This is a genomic window from Serratia sp. ID 25-353 (genome assembly GCF_054792795.1).
In genome coordinates, this window is sequence record NZ_CM139236.1 from 3,233,640 (window position 1) to 3,250,446 (window position 16,807).

The following is a 16,807-nucleotide window of genomic DNA, read 5'->3' on the forward strand; positions in this document are numbered from 1 at the left end:
GTTATCATGCCGCCCTGCTTTTGACGAATCAGCGTGCCGAACGCACGCCCAGCCAGGGATAACATTATGCTGTGGTTTAAGAATTTGATGGTTTACCGTTTGAGCCGCGAAGTGGCGTTAAACGCGGATGAAATGGAAAAACAACTCAGCGCGTTCGCCTTCACGCCGTGCGGCAGCCAAGACATGGCGAAGACCGGCTGGGTCTCCCCGATGGGCTCGCACAGCGATGCGCTGACGCACGCGGTCAACGGCCAAATCGTCATCTGCGCGCGTAAGGAAGAGAAAATCCTGCCGTCGCCGGTCATCAAACAAGAGCTGCAGGCCAAGATTGAGCGCCTGGAGGCGGAACAACACCGCAAACTGAAGAAAACAGAGAAAGACGCGCTAAAGGACGAAGTGCTGCACAGCCTGCTGCCGCGCGCGTTCAGCCGCTTCAATCAGACCTTCATGTGGATCGACACCGTCAACGATCTGATCATGGTCGATGCCGCCAGTGCAAAACGCGCCGAAGATACGCTGGCGCTGCTGCGCAAAAGCCTCGGCTCGCTGCCGGTGGTGCCGCTGACAATGGAAAGCCCGATCGAACTGACGCTGACCGAATGGGTGCGTTCCGGCGAGATGCCGGCCGGCTTCGCCATTCAGGATGAAGCGGAATTGAAAGCGATTCTGGAAGAAGGCGGCGTGATCCGCTGCAAGAAACAGAATCTGATCAGCGACGAAATCGCGGTGCATATCGAAGCCGGCAAGCTGGTGACCAAGCTGGCGGTGGATTGGCAGGAACGCATTCAGCTGATGCTGTCGGACGACGGCTCGCTCAAGCGCCTGAAGTTCGCCGACACGCTGCGCGAGCAGAACGACGATATCGATCGCGATGACTTCGCCCAGCGCTTTGACGCCGACTTTATCCTGATGACCAGCGAGCTGGCGGCGTTGATCAAAAACACCATCGAAGCGCTCGGTGGCGAAGCCCAGCGTTAATCCCGCCGCAGAAACGACCAGGGCCCAGCATCCGCTGAGCCCTGCGTTCCCCTAACAAGCAACGTTATTTGCTCAGGTAGCGGCACAGATAGGCGGTCGCGTCGGCCACCTGCAGGTTGAACTCGCTGTGCCCCGGCACGAAGAACTTCTCGCCCGGCGTAAACACCTGCCAGTCCGGCGCCCCCGGCAGCAGCACTTTCAGCGCCCCGGTGATCACCGTCATTTCTTCCGGCTGCGCGGTGGAGAAGGTGTATTCGCCCTCTTCCATCACGCCCACGCTGGTAAGACCGATGCTGCTACTGTCAAAACCGATAGACTTCACTTTTCCGGCAAAATACTCATTCACTTTCAGCATAGACTGGCACCCGCGTAATCATCTTGATGGAAAATCCATATTGGGGGATTGCGGTTGATCTGTCACTGGTTTTTCGCGCGAAATGCGATCGCGGCGCAGAGGCAAAGGTTACCGTGCGCAACGCCCAGACCATCGGCATGAAACAGCCGCGTCAAAAACCCGCGCCGCGCAAACTGAAATCGATCGGCAACGTCAATTCCACCGTGCCATTGACGTAAGCGTCCGCCGGCGGCGTGGGCAGCGGCGAAGCGCGTTTGACCAGCGCCTGGATTTCGCGATCCAGCGACGGCAGCCCGGCGCTGCTGACCAGCGTCACCGCCAGCACATGGCCCTGCCTGTCCAACGTGAAACGCACCTGCCCGACGCCCTGGCGCTTTAGCCGCAATGCGTCTTTGGGGTAACGTTTAAAACGATTCAGGCGGCCGCTGATGCGGCTGCGCCAGTTGTCCACCCCCGCTTGAGCATAGGGCGTCAGGCGAGTTTGCGGCGCGGCCGTTTTATCCGCCCGGCCCGGCGGCGGCGCGCCGACGCTTTGCTCCTGAACCTTCGGCGGCGCGATCGTTTTCTCCTGCGGCGGTGTGCGCGGCAGGGGGGGATTCTTCACCGGCTTGGGCGGTTTTTTCTGCTTCGGCGGTACGGCGATGTTCGGCCGTATGGCTTCAGGCACCTTCACCGTCGGCAACGGCTCCGGCGGCGCCGGCGGTTCAACCTGAGGCGGCGTTCTTTGCCCCGGCGGTTGCTTTACTTCGGCTGGAGCCTGCGGTGCGGCAGCCATCACCACCATAACCGCCGGCGGCGGCACCCACGGCGGCTCAACCTTGTCCTGCCAGGGCCAGAACAACGCCGCGGCCAGCAGATGCAGCGCCAGCACCAATACCAGACAACGGCGCCAGGGCATGGCGGCGCCGGGCGCGGCGAAAGGCAGCGGCGAAACCGACATGCTCACTCTTCCGTCAGCGCCAAGTGAAGGCGATCGGTCAGCGGTTTGAACAGATAGTTCATCATCGAACGCTCGCCGGTGCGGATGAACCCTTCGACCGGCATCCCTGGGCGGATCTCCAACCCGTTCAAACGTTGCAATCCTTCTTCGCTGACCTTGGCGCGCACGCTGTAATAAGGCGCACCGCTTTTCTCGTCGGTCAGGCGATCGGCCCCGACCAGCGTCACTTCGCCCTCAACGCGCGGCGTGGTGCTTTGGTTAAACGCCGAGAACAACAGCTCGACCGGCAACCCCACCTGCACCTTGTCGATCAGCTCGACCGGGATACGCGCCTCCACCTGCAGCCCCCGATCGCTGGGCACGATCTCCATCAGTTGCTGGCCGGCGCCGATCACGCCGCCTTCGGTGAACACGCTCAGCCCCACCACGGTGCCCGCCACCGGCGCTTTCACCTGCGTATGGCCCAGATCGGCCTCCGCCTTGGCCAGGCGGTTATCCAGCTCGTCCAGCTTCATCCGCACCTCGGCCAGTTGGCTGCTGACCTCTTTCTGATACTCTTCCCGCCGCTGGATCGCCCGCAGCTTCAGCTCCAGGATCTGGCGCCCCAGGCGGCCGATATTGCCCGTGTCCTCGGACGCTTGGCCGTCGATCTGCGCATACTGCCCTTCCAGATCCAGCAGCCGATTGCGCGCCACATATCCCTGCGCCGCCAGCTTGCGCATGCCGCCCAGCTGCTCTTGCAACATGGCCTTTTGTCGCTGTTTGCTGGCGTAAGACTGCCGGATCCCCTCCAGCATCGCCTGCGATCCGGCGATGCTCTCCGCGATCGCCGCCAGCTCGCTCTGCAACGCCGCGCGGCGGCTGGTGAACAGCTGCTGTTGCAGCAGCATCAACGACATCACCTCCGGCTCCCCCCGCCGCGCCTGCAGCAATGCAGGGAAAGCGATCGCCTGCAGGCCGTCGCGCTCGGCCTGCAGCCGCGCCCGCTGCGCGGCGTTGCTCAACTGCTGGCTGCGCAGCGCATCGCGCTGGGTGCGGCTGTCGACGGTATCCATCAGCAACAGCACCTGCCCGGCGCGGACCCGGTCGCCTTCATGCACCTGAATTTGCGACACCACGCCGCCGCTCGGGTGCTGCACCGCCTTGCGGTTGCCGGCCACCACCACGCTGCCGGAAACCGGCACGCCCTTATCCAACGGTGCCAACAGCCCCCACAGCAGGAAGCCGCCAAATCCCAGCAGCACCAGCCAGCCGCCGAGCCGCAGATGGCGCCCTTCGTCGAACTGCCGGGAAAGGGCGTCGATATCGCCGAGGATCACACTCTGATTGCTCATACTTTTCGTTCACCGCTGGCCGTTTTGGCAAAGTTGGCGTAGTTGACGTTGAAGCCGCCGCTGCTGCGGCCGGCGTTGGCCGGTACGGCCGCGGGTGCAAAACCAGGCAGTTTTTTCAGGATGGCGTCACTGGGGCCGAAGTGCTGCACCTGGCCGGCGGCCAGCACCAGCAATTTGTCGGTCGTCGCCAGGATCGCCGGTTTGTGGGTGACCAACACGATGGTGGTACCGCGCGCCTTCAGCGCTTCGATCGCCCGCTGCAGCGCCTCTTCCCCTTCACGATCGAGGTTGGCATTCGGTTCGTCCAACACCACCAACGCCGGAGAGCCATACAGCGCGCGCGCCAGCGCCACCCGCTGACGCTGGCCGCCGGACAGGCCGCTGCCGCCCTCGCCCAGCTCGGTTTCATACCCTTTGGGCAAATGCAGGATCAATTGGTGCACGCCGGCCAGCGCGGCGGCGGCCACTACCTTCTCGGCGTCAACCTGGCCAAAACGGGCGATGTTTTCCGTCAGCGTACCGGCGAACAGCTGGATATCCTGCGGCAGATAGCCGATATGCGGCCCCAGTTGCTGTTTGTCCCACCGCCGGAGATCCGCACCGTCCAGCCGCACGTCGCCGCTGAGCGGCGTCAGCGCGCCGACCAGTTGGCGCATCAGCAGCGTTTTGCCGGAGCCGGACGCGCCAATGACGCCCAGCACCTCTGCGGCCTCCAGACGAAAACTGACGCCGTGCAACACCGGCGCGCTCCCGCCGGGCGCGCTGGCGGTCAGCTGATTCACGGCCAATGTGCCGCTGGGCGCCGGCAGCGGCAGGCTCGCCGCCTGCGGCGGGTTGGCGGCCAGCATCACCTCCAGCCGCTGCAGGGACTGGCGCGCCGACGACCACTGCTTCCAGGCGCCGATCAGCTGATCGATCGGCCCCAGCACCCTGCCGATCAGGATCGATCCGGCGATCATCATGCCCGGCGTAATGTCGCCGTTCACCGCCAGCAGCGCGCCGCAGCCCAACATCAGCGACTGCAGCGCCAGCCGCACGGTTTTCGACCAGGCGGTGACGGCGGCGATTTTCTCGCTGGCGCGGTTCTGCAACAGCAGGAACTGCTGGTGCTGCCGCAGCCAGCGCAGGCGCAAATCGGTCAGCATCCCCATGGCGGCGATGGCTTCGGCATTGCGCAGGTTGCCGTTGGCCTGCTGCGTGGCGCTCAGCGCGACCCGGCCGGCCTCCGCGAGCGGCGCCTGCGACACCCGCTGGTTGAGCCAGGCCAGCAGCACCAGCACGATCACCCCGGCGCTGGCCAACGCGCCAAGCCAGGGATGGAGCAGAAAAACCACCAGCAGATAAACCGGGAACCAGGGGGCATCGAAAAAGGCGAACAGCGCATTGCCGGTGGCGAACTGGCGCAGGTTGGTCAGATCGTTCAGCGCCTGTCCCGCCAGCGGGTTGCCGGTTTTCAGGTTGGTTTCGAAGGCGGCGTCGTAGACCCGCTGATTCAGGCGCATATCCATCTGGGCGCCGAGGCGGATCACCACCTGACTGCGCACCCACTCCAGCAGCCCCATAAACAGATAAAGGCCGACCACCATCAGGGTCAGCATCGCCAGCGTCATGCGGTTGCCCGACGGCAACACGCGATCGTAGACCTGCAGCATGTACAGCGCCGGGGCCAGCATCAACAGGTTGATCACCGCGGTAAACAGCGCGATGCCCCAAAACCCGCGCCGGTATGCGGCCAGCACGCTCATCACTTCTCCGCGCCTGACGGCGTTTTTCATGGCGTTTTCCATCGGCTAAAAACGAGAAAATGCCCGCCGGGGCGCGCGGCGCCGGCGGGCAAACGGCCGCAATCAGGCCGCCAGCAGTTCCGGGCTGTCGGCATGCTGCACGCCCACCGCCGTCGCCGCCGCCACCTGATCGAAGGTGGAGTTGACGCTCAGGCCGTAGTCGTCGAGGATGCCGTTCAGCGCGGTCTCCAGCGCGCCGGTATCGCCCGACATTAGGCCGTACACCACCTGGTGCACCACGCCATCGTGGCCCTGCGCCTGCAGGCTGCTGAGGTTCAGGCCGCCGAAGCTGACGTCAGGCACCTGAATGCTGTACGGTGATGTATCGCCACCGCTCAAACCGTCGCCGAACGACAGGGAATCCAGCTGGCCGTACAGGGTATGCGCCGGTTCATTGAACAGCGTGTAGGTCAGGTTGCCACCCGCCACGACCGACGTGACATGGTTATCCGTACTGGTCACGGCGTATTGGCTACCGGACAACCGGCCGCCGTAGAAGCCACCGCTGTTTGAGCCTTCGACGACATTGCCGTTGGTATGGTTGATATCACCAAATGTCGAAGCCCATTGGCCCAGATAGTCATGAATGCTGTAACCGCCAAAGCTGCTGTCATAGTTAACTGAAAATGCCATTTCTCTATCTCCATTGATGAACGGCGCCCCTTGCGGGGCGGCCCTTGTGCTCAAGGATGAGCAACGCCCTTTTACTGCTTAAAAACGGTATTCCACCCCGCCCTGCACGGTGCGGCCGCGCCCGAGGGTATTGGCCAGCGTCTCGCCGTAGCTGACGACATAGGCGCGGTTGGTCAGGTTCTCCACCGAGCCGCGCAGCGTCAGGCTGTCGGTCAGCTTGTAGCTGGCGTACAAATCGAACAGGGTGTACTTCGGCCAGTCGGCCAGGTACGGGTAGTTGGATGGCACCGAGCTGTCCTGATAGCCCGGCGCAAAGCGCACGGTCACCCCGGCGTCCAGCTTGCGATCGAAGGCGCGACCGCCCAGCGTCACCGAGCCGCGATCGCCTGGCAGGTAGGCGGCGGAGCCGAACTGCGTTCCCCCGTCACACGTGACGAAGTCATTGGAAGCGGCATCCGGCTCAACATAGAAGTTGCCGCGGCGCGATCCGTCGCCGTAGCGCAGACGCCCTCCCAACCAGGCCTTGTTCGAGCAGAACTCGTTTTTACCGATCATGTGGGTATAGGTCAGGTCGGCGTAGAATACCCCTGCGTCATAGTTGAGCTGGTACTCCAGCCCACGGAAGCGGGTTTTAGACAGGTTGTTGACGTAAGCGGCATTGCCGATGCTCGGCTGCACCAGCCCCGGTTTATTGCGGTCTATCGCCAGGTTGATGTAGTTATCCACTTTGGTGTCAAAGTAGGCCACCTTGGCCACCAACCGATCGCCCTCAAACCACAGATCCGGCTGCTGCACGTTGAACCCGACTTCCCAGGCGCGCGAACGCTCGGGCTGCAGGAACGGGTTGGGGTATTGCGTGGAAGAACTGTGCGCGCTGCCGTTGGTCAGCGTTTCGGTGATCGCCGGCGGCCGCCAGGATTTGCCGTAGGTGGTATACAGCTCAAGCCACTCCACGCCGGGGCGCACCGCCACCGCCAGCGTCGGCGACAGCTTGCCCTGATCGCGATCCACGTTCCAATCTTCACGGGTCGTGGTTGAACAGCCGGTCAGACGCAACTCTTTGCAAGGATTGTCAATCGTGTAGCGCTGCCCATCTTTGGCCAAATCCGGATAGCTCAGGCCGGTCTGGCCGCGCAGGCGATAGCGGTCGTAACGCAGCCCCCCCTCCAACGTCAGCCAGCCGTCGTAGTCGTAGGTCAGGTTGGCGAACAGGCTGGCTACCGAACGGTTGCCGGCCGGCGTCACCCCTTCCATGCCTTGGCGGGAAGAGTCGCTGGTTGCCTTGTCGTAATAGAACTCCAGCCCGTAGTTGGCGCGGAAGTCATGCCCCGGCGCCAGGCTGAAGCGCGAGGTGTTTTGCGCCTGCGCGCCGTAGGTACGCAGCCGGGTACGCGTCGCGTAGCCGTTGTCCAGCAGCGAGCTGGTGCTGTAGGTGTCGCTGTCGTCCTGAGTATCGACGTAATACAGCTTGGCCTGAAAATCGAGCCAGTCGACGTCTTCCGGCGCCAGGCTGTAGTCGAACGCCGCGTTGCGTGCCATCACGTCGCTGTAACCGGTGCGCTTCCAGCCCAGTTCATAGGGCGGGCGGGTGCCCAGGTTGGTCAACGTGCCGGCGATCGGCGACGCGGTCTGGGTCTGCAGATAGCTCAGCTGCAGGCGCTGGTTGGCGGGCAGATTCCAGCCCACCTTGGCCAGCCGCGAGTGCATGCGGTAATTTGTGTCGGGGATTTTGTTGTTCTTGATGCTCTCGGCGTAGCGATCGTAATTGCCGGTGTCGTTATTGATGCGAATGTTGCCGATGTCGCCCTGGTTGCCGGGCCAATAATCGCCGAGGTGGCGTTCGCTGGCGGCCAGCAGGATATCGCCGGTTTCGTTGCCCAATGCCAATATGCTGCTGCCGATGAAGTGGGTGCCGTTGTCGCCGGTGCTGGCGTGCAGCTTGCCGCCCAGCTCTTTGCCTGGCGCCAGGAAATCGCTCGCGCTGACGGTATTGAAGGTGGCGATGCCGCCGAGCGTGCCGGCGCTGCCCATACCGCCGGTGGTGCCCTTGTCGATGGTCACGCCGGACAGCAGTTCGGAATCGATGTACATGGTGCCGTTACGCTGGCCATGGCCGCTCTTTTGAAAATTCTGTCGCATGCCGTCGATGTTCATGTTCACCCGGCCATAGTCTTGTATGCCGCGGATGTTGACCGACAGCGCCGGATCTTGCTGGCTGACGCTGGAATAGGCTCCCGTCGTCTGCTCCAAAATATCGGCCGCGTGTCGCGCCGGGCGGTTGTCCATCTGCTCACGGCTGATGACGCTGACCGAGCGCGGTTCGTCGTAAACCCAATCGTTGGCGTTGATGCCGCCGGCGCCCAGCACCGTCAGGCTATCCAGCGCCAGCGCGCCGCCGTCGCCGTTCGCCGTCGGCAGCCGGCTCAATACGATCTGCCCCTGCGGCTGCAGGCGGAAAGCCACCGGATTGCCGCCGATCAAGCGCCGCAGGCCCTGTTCAACGCTCATGCTGCCGTCCAGCGCCGCCGCCTGCATGCCGTCGAGCTTCACCTCGTCGAAAAACACCTGCATGCCGGCCTGCTCGGCGAAGCGCAACATAGCGCTCTGCAGCGGCTGCGCCGCAATGTTGAAATGCTTTTGCTGTGCGGCCTGCGCGCCGCTCGCTTCAGCCTGGGCAGCGAGCGTCACAGCCGGCTGAGTCAACATCATCGCCGCCAGCGCGGCGCGTACCGCCGAGGCCAATCGGCCGGCCGGCGTGGTTCCCTTGTGAATAAGCATGCGTGTGTGTTCCACCCGAAAGAATGTCAAATCAAGTGATAATGGAAATCAATCTCGTTTAAACATAAGGACGTTCCGGGAGGCAAAAACCCGTAAAGATTTTTTACAGAAAGTGAAAATAGCGGCGAAACGGGCATCCCGGCCCGCCTTTGCCGCTCAGTAAAGCAGCGTGATGCCGGGGAGATTCAGCTGGCGGGCGGAGAGTTCCTGACGAATGGCGCCGACGCCGTCATCGAGTTTATTGAGCGCGAACACGCCGCTCACCGTGCGCGCTCTTAGCGCGGGATTGACCGCCACGATGCGGGTCTCGCGATAGCGGTTGAGCTGCGCGAGCGCCTGCGTCAGCGGTTGGCGGTCGATCACCAGCCAGCCGCGTCGCCAGGCGTCATCACCGGCCGTTTGCCGCGTCAGCTGCAGCTGCCCATTGCGGTAATGCGCCGCCTGGCGTTGCGCGACCACCAGCGAGCGCTCACCGCGATCAAGCGTTACCCGCACGCTGTGCTGATGTACGCTGACGTCGACGCCCCGTTCGGTGCGCGCCACGCTGAACTCAGTGCCCAACGCCTGGGTGACGCCGTTTTCCGCCTCCACCCTGAACGGGCGGCTTTCCGCCCCGCCCAACGGCGCGACGATAAAATAGGCGCCGCCGCTCAGCAGCCGCACCTTGCGTTCGCCTGCGGAATACGCCAGCGCGATCGCGCTGCCGCTGTCCAGCGCCACCCGGCTGCCGTCCGGCAGCGCGACTTCGCGCACTTCGCCGCGAACGGTTTGATAATCCGCCTGCAGGCCAATCCACAGATCCGGCCCGCGATAAACGCCGAAGGAAACGGCGATCGCCACCGCCGCCGCCACCGCCCAGCGGGGCCACCTGCGATGGGATGACGTTTTCAGCGCCGCCACCTGTGGTTGTAACGCCCGCCGCTGCTCTGGCGGCAGTTGCCCCAGCGTCGTCCACAGCAGGCGAGCCTGACGCAGCGCCGCCGGATGCTGCGGATCGGCGGCCAGCCAGGCGTCCAACGCTCGCCGCCGATCGGCCGGCAACGCCCCTTCGGCCAGGCTCACGGCCCAGGCGGCCGCCTGCTGTCGCGCCTGTGCGGTTAGCGGTTTCATAATGGCATAGACCTCTGTTTTTTCTGGTTATAGGTTAAGACGTCTGAGCGCGGATAAACCCGTAAAAAAATTGCCATTATTGTTCTTCCATCCGTGCCATCAGCCGCTCGAGCGCGCTGGCCAGGTGTTTTTCTACCGTGCTGAGCGACACGCCCAGCTGCGCCGCCACCTGCGCCTGGGTCAGGCCATCGAGCCGGTTAAGGCGGAAAATCTGCTGCGTGCGCGGCGGCATGTCCGCCAGCGCCTGCTGCAACAGCTGCAGCAATTGGCTGTCGATCGCCAGTTGTTCAAGCGCCGGTTCACCGGAGGGATACTGCGCCAGAATGTCGTCTTCGACCGCTTCGGTCTGCCGCCGCTGCTGCTGGCGCACATGGTCGAGCATCAGATTTTTGGCGGTTTTATACAGGTAGGCCTCGATATCGAGAATGTTACCCTGCGGATACTGCTCGGTAAGACGGGTAAAACTTTCCTGCGCCAAATCCGCGGCCAGCTGAGGGTCGCGCAGTTTGGCGTTCAAATAGGCTTGCAGCGGCCGCATATGGCGCAGAAACAGCGCCTGCAACTCGGAATTGGACATCTCTTTTCCCAGAAGTGAAACACCCAATAGGGGCGATAAAAATCACATAAATGATTATCATTATCAATATTGTTCTGGGAAATATGTGCTAAGGCGGGGGATAAACAGGAAACCGGCCTGGCGCCGGTTTCCGCTGGGCAGCAGGTCAGAGCTCTAGCGCCTCGTCCTCATAGCGGTGCTTGGCGTCGAGCGCTTCCTGCTCGGTTTCATGTTCACTGAGCAGCGTATTCGGCTCAATGTCGTCGGTGCGCACTTCAAAACGGCGCAGATGCAGGTTCGGGTCGCCCCGAAACACCTCTACGACGCGGGCGCTCCGTGGATAAGCAGGTTGATCATTTTCGCGCATGCCGTTCTCCCGTGTGTTTCACACAGTAGCAAGTATAGCAGCCGCCCTCATTCCGACACGCGCGAGCCAAGATCGCGATCGCCGGGGGCGCCCGCCAACAGCTCGGTCAGTTCGTCGCAGGCGCAAATGCGGCCTTCACGCACGGTGAAGTGCGCCAGCACCCGCACGCGGCTGCAGGAGCCGTCGCGCTTTTCCAGCTCGACCAAATGGTGGGTCAGCACCGCCTCGCCCTGCTCCGCCGCCGCGATCACGCTCAGCGTCATGCGGCGAGTTTGCCGCTTCAGCAGCGCCATGTGTTGCTCAAACTGCTCGAAGTTCAGCACCTTGCCATCCACCTGCTGGCGGTAGCCTGCACTGAAACGGGCGGCGAGCTGCGTCGGCCGATGTTCCGGGCTGGCGACGACCTGCTGCAGCGTATCGAGTACCAGATCCAGTGGGGTAAGTTGAGTCATCACGTTTCTCCGAAATAGGGTGAACGGCGATCCTATCCCGGTCCGGCGGTGGCATAATAACCACATTAAGACTTTTAATCACGTTAAACGGCCAATATGACGCAGATCCGCAGCCAACGCCTTCAGCATGAAAAAAAACACCTAACGCCCTGGCACCGGCACGAAGGCGGCCAGATCTATCTCTTGACGCGCGGCATGCTGGCAATGGAGCTCCCGGGCCGGCAATGGGCAATCACCGGCGGTACGCTGGGCTGGCTGCCGCCGGGATGCGCCCATCAGGCGCTGGCCTGCGGCGACGTGGCGGGCTGGAGTCTGTATCTGCCGGTGGAAAGCGTGCCGGAGATGCCGCCGCTGCCGCAGCTGTTCACGGCCTCTGCGCTGTTGCAGGCCCTGGTGGAGCGCATCGCGCAGTTCCCCGCCGGCCCGCTGAATGCGCCGCAACGGCGGCTGCTGCAGGTGCTGCTGGACGAAATGCACGCGGCAAGCCGCGCCCCTTTGCAATTGCCGCTGCCGCAGGACGCCCGGTTGCTGAACATCGCCCGGGCGCTGCTGAACGATCCCGCCAGCCTGCGCAGCCAGCGCGACTGGGCCGCCTGGGCCGGGCTCAGCCCGCGCACCCTGAGCCGCCGTTTTCTGCAGGAAACCGGCATCAGCTTCGCGCTGTGGCGCCAGCAGGCGCGGGTATTGCGTTCACTGGAGGGATTATCACGCGGCGAAGCGGTCGGCGAGGTGGCCGACGCCTGTGGCTATGACAACGTCAGCGCCTACATCGCCGCCTTTCGCCGCCGCTTCGGCGTCACGCCCGGGGCATACTTTGCGCCGGCTCGGCAAACGGAATAAGAAAACGGGCGCCCAGCGCCCGAAGAGAAGAAAGGGTTACTTCACCGTCTCACGCGGCAACACCGCGAGGATTTGTTCCACCACCCGCTGCGGATCGGCGGCGCCGTCTATCACGTAATGCGCGGCGTCCTGATACAGCGCTTCGCGCGCCGCCAGCACCTCGAGCATCTCCTCGGCGATCGGCCTGCCGGTGAGCGTCGGGCGCTGCGCATCTTCCGGGTACTCTTCCAACCGCTGCGCCAACACGCTGGCCGGCGCGCGCAGGTAGATAACGGTGCCGTGCTGACGCATAAACTGACGGTTCTCCTCCGCCAGGATCGCCCCGCCGCCGGTGGCAACTATAGTTGACGGTTTGGTCACGGTTTGCAACGCGATGGTCTCGCGCCGGCGGAACCCCAGCCAGCCCTCGCGCTCGACCATTTCCGCCACGCTCATCTGCGCCGCCTGCTGCATAAACAGATCGGTATCGACGAACTGATAGCCCAACGCCAACGCCAATGCGCTGCCTACCGTGGTCTTGCCGGCTCCGCGAGCGCCTATCATGAACAGGGTTTGTGTCATTACGGGTTGTCCCTTATGCGGTGACTTGAGTGCATTGCATACCAAAATACCGAGCGGGTGCGATGGCGTGGTGGCTGCATCATACCCTGCCCGCTCTGTATTTCAATATTTACGATAGTGTAAATTCCATGGCACAGCGACTGCCGACGGCAAAGCCGTGCGCCAGATCCTCATCCAGGTGCCGCCGCAGGGCAACCGTGAGCCGCGCGTCGTCGAGCGGCCGGAATCCCAGCCGCCGGTAGTAAGGCGCATTCCACGGCACCTCAATGAAGGTGGTGAGCGTCAGGCGACAGGCGCCCTGCCGTTTGGCCTCTTCCGCCACCGCGCCGATCAGGCGACGGCCGACGCCCTGCCGCTGCCAGGTGCCGGCGACCGACAATTCGGCGATGTGCCAATCTTCCCCCTGATCCTGCACGGCGATAAAACCGGCGCACTCGCCGCTGTCGCTTTCCGCCAGCCATTCACGGCGCTCGGCGATAAACGCGGCATGCTGCTGTGGGTCCATCACCTCACCTTCGGCGATAAAGCGCCATTCCGGCTGCTGGCGAAACAGCTGCGCCGCCGAACGTTCAACCGCCATCAAATGCACGATATCGCGTTGCTGCGCCAAACGAATCTGCAGGCTCATGGGTTCTCCTTAACGTTAGGGCGGTTATTTAAGCAAATTTCACCGCCCACGGCTTAAAAATCGATACTGCCGCGCAACACCACCTCACGCGGTTCCCCCACCGCCACGCGCAAGTTGCCCCCGCTGGACGGGTAGTAGGTTTTATCGAACAGGTTCTTCACGTTCAGCTGCCATTTCACCTGATAGCCGTTGATCGGCATAGTGTAAGCGGCGAACGCATCGGCAACGGTGTAATTATCCAGGTAGAAGCTGTTGGCGGCGTCACCCGGGCGGCGGCCCACATAGCGCGCGCCGGCGCCGATGCGCACTTCATCGCCGCTGTACAGGCCCAGGCTGCCCAGATTCTGGGTCAGAAACAGCGAAGCGGTATGGCGAGCCACGTTGGTCATCTCTTTACCCTTGTTGTCCGGATCGTCCACCACCCGCGCGTCGGTATACGCATAGGAACCGATCAGGCTCAGCGAATCGGTGAGATTGCCGGCCACGTCCAGCTCCACGCCCTGCGAACGCACGCGCCCGGCGGTGCGCGTCACGGTTTCACCTTCCACCAGCTCACTGACCATGACGTTGCGCTTGGTGATGTCGAACAGCGCCAGCGTGCCGGTAACGCCGTTCGGCAACGCCAGCTTGCCGCCGACTTCCCACGACTTGCCCTGCTCCGGCGGCAGCGAATCAATTTGGGTGGCGATGGAAGAGTTCGGCTTGAACGACTCGGTATAGCTGCTGTACAGCGACACGTAAGGCGTCAGCTTATAGACCACCCCGGCGCGCGGTACCACCTTGCTGTCCGAGCTGTCGGTATTGGTCTGGAACGGCCGCCCCTTGCCGGCATAGACGTCGAAAGCGTCGTAACGCAGCCCGCCCATCAGCAGCCATTTATCGGTCAGTTGGATGGAGTCCTGCATAAACCAACCGTAGCTGGTGAGGTTTTCCCGCTGGTCGCTGTCTTTGGCGCTGACCGCCGTCGACGGCGGCATCAGGCCGTATACCGGATGGTAGATATTGAAATCGCTGTTCTTTTTGCCGCGGATCATGTCGCCGCGGAAGGTACGGTTATCTTCAAAATCGAAGCCGAACAGCATCTGGTGGTTGATGCTGCCCCAGTCCACGTCGCCATTGAGCGTCAGCTGCACCGCGTTGGCGTGGCTGACGGCGTTGGCGGTCGAGTCGGCCTGGCGGCTCAACACGCCGGTCTCCGGGTTCAACGCCGTGGCGCGCGCCTGGTTGTCGCTGTAGCTGTTGCGGCTGTAGGCGTAGGTCAGCGAGCTTTTCCAGCGCTCATTGAGCGTTTGATCGATCTGCAGGGTAATGCTGTCCTGATCGCCACGGGTGGCGTTATAGGCTTCGTCGAAACGGCGATCGCGCGGCGTATTCACCGGTTTGCCGGTGCGCGAATCGATAATGGTGCCGCGATCGAACGGCACCAGATATTCCATATGTTCGTAGGCCAACCGCACGGTAGTGTTCTCGCCGTACCACATCAACGAGGGCGCGATCACCGTCTGGCGGTTGCGGCCAAAGTTGCGCCAGTAATCGGTTTCATCGTGATCGACGATCATCCGATAGGCAAACCCCGACGTGCCGAGCGGCCCGGTAACGTCGAGCTGGCCGCCGCCGCCGTTGAAGCTGCTGCCCCAGCCTTCCACATGGGTATGTTGCTGCAACTGGGGCTTTTTGGTGATCATGTTGATCATCCCGCCCGGCTCACCCATGCCGTACAGCATCGAGGCCGGCCCCTTGAGCACTTCCACCCGCTCGGTGGTCGGCGTAAAGTTGCGCGCCTGCACCGAGCGCACGCCGTCGCGCAGAATGGAGCCGTCGCGGTTGTCGCCGAAGCCGCGTTTCATGACCGCGTCCTGGGTGCCGCCCAGCGTGTTGGCCTGGGTAATACCGCTGACGTTGTACAGTGCTTCGTCCAGGCTGCTGACCGCCTGATCGGCAATCACCTGTTGCGGCACCACGTCGATCGCCTGCGGCACGTTCAGCAGGTTGGTTTCGCTGCGGGTGCCGGTGACGCTGGTCAACGGCTGATAGCTCTGCACGCCGTCGGCGTTTTTGCGGCCAATCACCACCAGGCTTTCTTCTTTCGATGCGGCTTTTTCCGCCGCCCACGTCGGCGATGTCGCGCAAGCCGCCAAGGGCAATGCGCACCACCAGCCACGCTTGTTGTTATTCATTATCTAACTGACTCCAATAGGTCCCTGAAAAAGGTAACGGCAAAAACTGCTGATAAAGCTGTTGGAAGGTCTGCTGCGGGTTAATGTCGGCGAACAGATCCGGGTAAAACGCTTTGGCGAACATCTCGACCAGCACCACGTGGTACGGGCTGAGGTAAAAATTGTGCCAGACGCTCCAGGCGCGATGGTTTTTCACCGCCTGCAGGCTGGCCAGCATCGGCTGTGTGGCGATCAGCCGCCGGAAGCTGTCGGCAGCGTCATGCTGGCTGACCTGCGGCCCGAGGCGCAGATCGGACAGCCGTTTGCCCTGTGGGCCGGCCATGCCGGTGGCAAGGTACACGTCAGGATTGGCGCTGAGAATGGTTTCCGGGTTCAGTTCGCCATACACCCCTTTCACGCTGGCGTTGGCGATGTTGTCACCGCCGGCGAAGGTCAGCAGATCGCCAAGGTTGCCGTGTGCGGCGGTGGTGCAACAGGTATCGCGCCGCCCCAGATGCAGGTGCAGCATCACTTTGGGCTTCGCCCCCTGATAGCCCGCCAGCCGTTGCTGAACCACCGCCATATGCTGCTGATAAAACGCGATGAACTGCTCGGCGCGCGGCTGGCGATTGAGCACTTCACCCAGCAGCCGCACGCTCGGCACGGTGTTGTTCAGCAGATCGATACGCAGATCGACGTAGATCACCGCCACGCCGGCCTTGTTCAGCGCGGAAACCAGCAGATCGTTGTCGCCGTCTTCACGCGCGTAGCGCGCCAGGATCACCAGATCCGGCTTCAGCTGCAGCAGGCTTTCGATGTTGACCTGGCGGAAATTATTGCCGCTGATAATGGGGATCGCGGCGATCTGCGGGAACCTCTGCGTATAAAGTTGCCAGCTTTGCGCATCGAAACGCGCCAGATCCGCCGGCCAGCCGACGATACGCTGCGCCGGGTTGCCCGGCTCGAGCAGCGCCAGCGTATACAGCATACGGCTCTCTCCCACCACGATGCGCTGCGGGTTATCCGGCACCACGACCTGACGGCCGGTGATATCGGTCACCGTCTTCGCCTGGGCGGAGAACAGGCCGAACCACAGGGAAAGCAGCAGTAAAATGAGGGAATTGCGCATGATTGAGCCGAAACGGGGGAAATAGTGTGCGCATGATAATCACTCTCATTAACACTTGCAATCCCACGCCGCGATTGCCAAAAGAAATCCGGGAAACGGCGCCGGACACGCGGTGAAACACCGTGAAACCGCTGAAATAGCGGCTTTAAAAAGTTAAAAAAATGGCGGAAAAATCGGTTAAATAGGAGGGGAAAACAGCAAAAAAA

General features: G+C 62.7%; 16 protein-coding genes. 2 read left to right on the forward strand and 14 right to left on the reverse strand.

Annotated features, from left to right (window positions below; translation table 11 throughout):
• Nucleotides 1–66: 66 nt before the first annotated feature.
• The gene (gene rdgC, locus ACYF6X_RS15635; protein WP_004940461.1) at nucleotides 67–978 is read left to right on the forward strand and encodes a recombination-associated protein RdgC; all 912 of its coding nucleotides are present in this window, start codon (nucleotides 67–69) and stop codon (nucleotides 976–978) included.
• 64 nt (nucleotides 979–1,042) lie between these two features.
• Here the strand turns inward: rdgC and ppnP are convergent, their stop codons facing one another.
• The 10 genes from ppnP to ACYF6X_RS15685 form a co-directional block, all read right to left on the reverse strand.
• On the reverse strand, nucleotides 1,043–1,333 hold the full coding sequence (gene ppnP, locus ACYF6X_RS15640) for a pyrimidine/purine nucleoside phosphorylase (RefSeq protein WP_004940463.1): 291 nt from the start codon (nucleotides 1,331–1,333) through the stop codon (nucleotides 1,043–1,045).
• A 151-nt stretch (nucleotides 1,334–1,484) separates the two neighbouring features.
• A complete protein-coding gene (locus tag ACYF6X_RS15645) occupies nucleotides 1,485–2,273 on the reverse strand; it encodes an energy transducer TonB (RefSeq protein ID WP_406880115.1) in 789 nt (262 codons plus the stop codon).
• Nucleotides 2,274–2,275: 2 nt separating this feature from the next.
• The gene (locus tag ACYF6X_RS15650; protein ID WP_107227171.1) at nucleotides 2,276–3,607 is read right to left on the reverse strand and encodes an HlyD family type I secretion periplasmic adaptor subunit; all 1,332 of its coding nucleotides are present in this window, start codon (nucleotides 3,605–3,607) and stop codon (nucleotides 2,276–2,278) included.
• Complete coding sequence (locus ACYF6X_RS15655; RefSeq protein ID WP_063991169.1) at nucleotides 3,604–5,382, reverse strand: type I secretion system permease/ATPase; 1,779 nt, start codon at nucleotides 5,380–5,382, stop codon at nucleotides 3,604–3,606. The genes ACYF6X_RS15650 and ACYF6X_RS15655 overlap by 4 nt, the downstream gene beginning before the upstream one ends.
• Nucleotides 5,383–5,454: 72 nt before the next feature.
• Nucleotides 5,455–6,024 (reverse strand): heme acquisition protein HasA, encoded by a 570-nt coding sequence (locus tag ACYF6X_RS15660; RefSeq protein WP_033647344.1) that lies wholly within the window; start codon nucleotides 6,022–6,024, stop codon nucleotides 5,455–5,457.
• A 78-nt stretch (nucleotides 6,025–6,102) separates the two neighbouring features.
• On the reverse strand, nucleotides 6,103–8,802 hold the full coding sequence (locus tag ACYF6X_RS15665; protein ID WP_130018541.1) for a TonB-dependent receptor: 2,700 nt from the start codon (nucleotides 8,800–8,802) through the stop codon (nucleotides 6,103–6,105).
• A 156-nt stretch (nucleotides 8,803–8,958) separates the two neighbouring features.
• Nucleotides 8,959–9,912 carry a FecR family protein gene (locus ACYF6X_RS15670; RefSeq protein WP_107227169.1) on the reverse strand — a complete coding sequence of 318 codons (954 nt, stop codon included), beginning with the start codon at nucleotides 9,910–9,912 and terminating at the stop codon, nucleotides 8,959–8,961.
• A gap of 76 nt (nucleotides 9,913–9,988) precedes the next feature.
• Entirely contained in the window at nucleotides 9,989–10,489 is a 501-nt protein-coding gene (locus ACYF6X_RS15675) for an RNA polymerase sigma factor (protein ID WP_063990895.1), read from the reverse strand.
• Nucleotides 10,490–10,634: 145 nt separating this feature from the next.
• Nucleotides 10,635–10,835, reverse strand: coding sequence for a YaiA family protein (locus ACYF6X_RS15680; RefSeq protein ID WP_004940491.1), 201 nt, complete (start codon nucleotides 10,833–10,835; stop codon nucleotides 10,635–10,637).
• Between the two features lie 47 nt (nucleotides 10,836–10,882).
• On the reverse strand, nucleotides 10,883–11,287 hold the full coding sequence (locus ACYF6X_RS15685) for a nuclear transport factor 2 family protein (RefSeq protein WP_063990894.1): 405 nt from the start codon (nucleotides 11,285–11,287) through the stop codon (nucleotides 10,883–10,885).
• 96 nt (nucleotides 11,288–11,383) lie between these two features.
• Here ACYF6X_RS15685 and ACYF6X_RS15690 point away from each other — a divergent pair, with 96 nt between their 5' ends.
• The gene (locus tag ACYF6X_RS15690) at nucleotides 11,384–12,127 is read left to right on the forward strand and encodes a helix-turn-helix domain-containing protein (protein WP_130018542.1); all 744 of its coding nucleotides are present in this window, start codon (nucleotides 11,384–11,386) and stop codon (nucleotides 12,125–12,127) included.
• Nucleotides 12,128–12,163: 36 nt separating this feature from the next.
• On the opposite strand, the gene aroL is transcribed toward ACYF6X_RS15690, so the two are convergent.
• From aroL to ACYF6X_RS15710, 4 genes are all read right to left on the reverse strand, one after another.
• A complete protein-coding gene (aroL, locus tag ACYF6X_RS15695; protein WP_033637260.1) occupies nucleotides 12,164–12,688 on the reverse strand; it encodes a shikimate kinase AroL in 525 nt (174 codons plus the stop codon).
• 109 nt (nucleotides 12,689–12,797) lie between these two features.
• On the reverse strand, nucleotides 12,798–13,316 hold the full coding sequence (locus tag ACYF6X_RS15700; RefSeq protein WP_130018543.1) for a GNAT family N-acetyltransferase: 519 nt from the start codon (nucleotides 13,314–13,316) through the stop codon (nucleotides 12,798–12,800).
• Between the two features lie 53 nt (nucleotides 13,317–13,369).
• Nucleotides 13,370–15,493, reverse strand: coding sequence for a TonB-dependent siderophore receptor (locus ACYF6X_RS15705; protein WP_130018544.1), 2,124 nt, complete (start codon nucleotides 15,491–15,493; stop codon nucleotides 13,370–13,372).
• Nucleotides 15,486–16,601: an ABC transporter substrate-binding protein gene (locus ACYF6X_RS15710; RefSeq protein ID WP_130018545.1), complete on the reverse strand. Its 1,116-nt coding sequence runs from the start codon at nucleotides 16,599–16,601 to the stop codon at nucleotides 15,486–15,488. The genes ACYF6X_RS15705 and ACYF6X_RS15710 overlap by 8 nt, the downstream gene beginning before the upstream one ends.
• Between the last annotated feature and the right edge of the window lie 206 nt (nucleotides 16,602–16,807).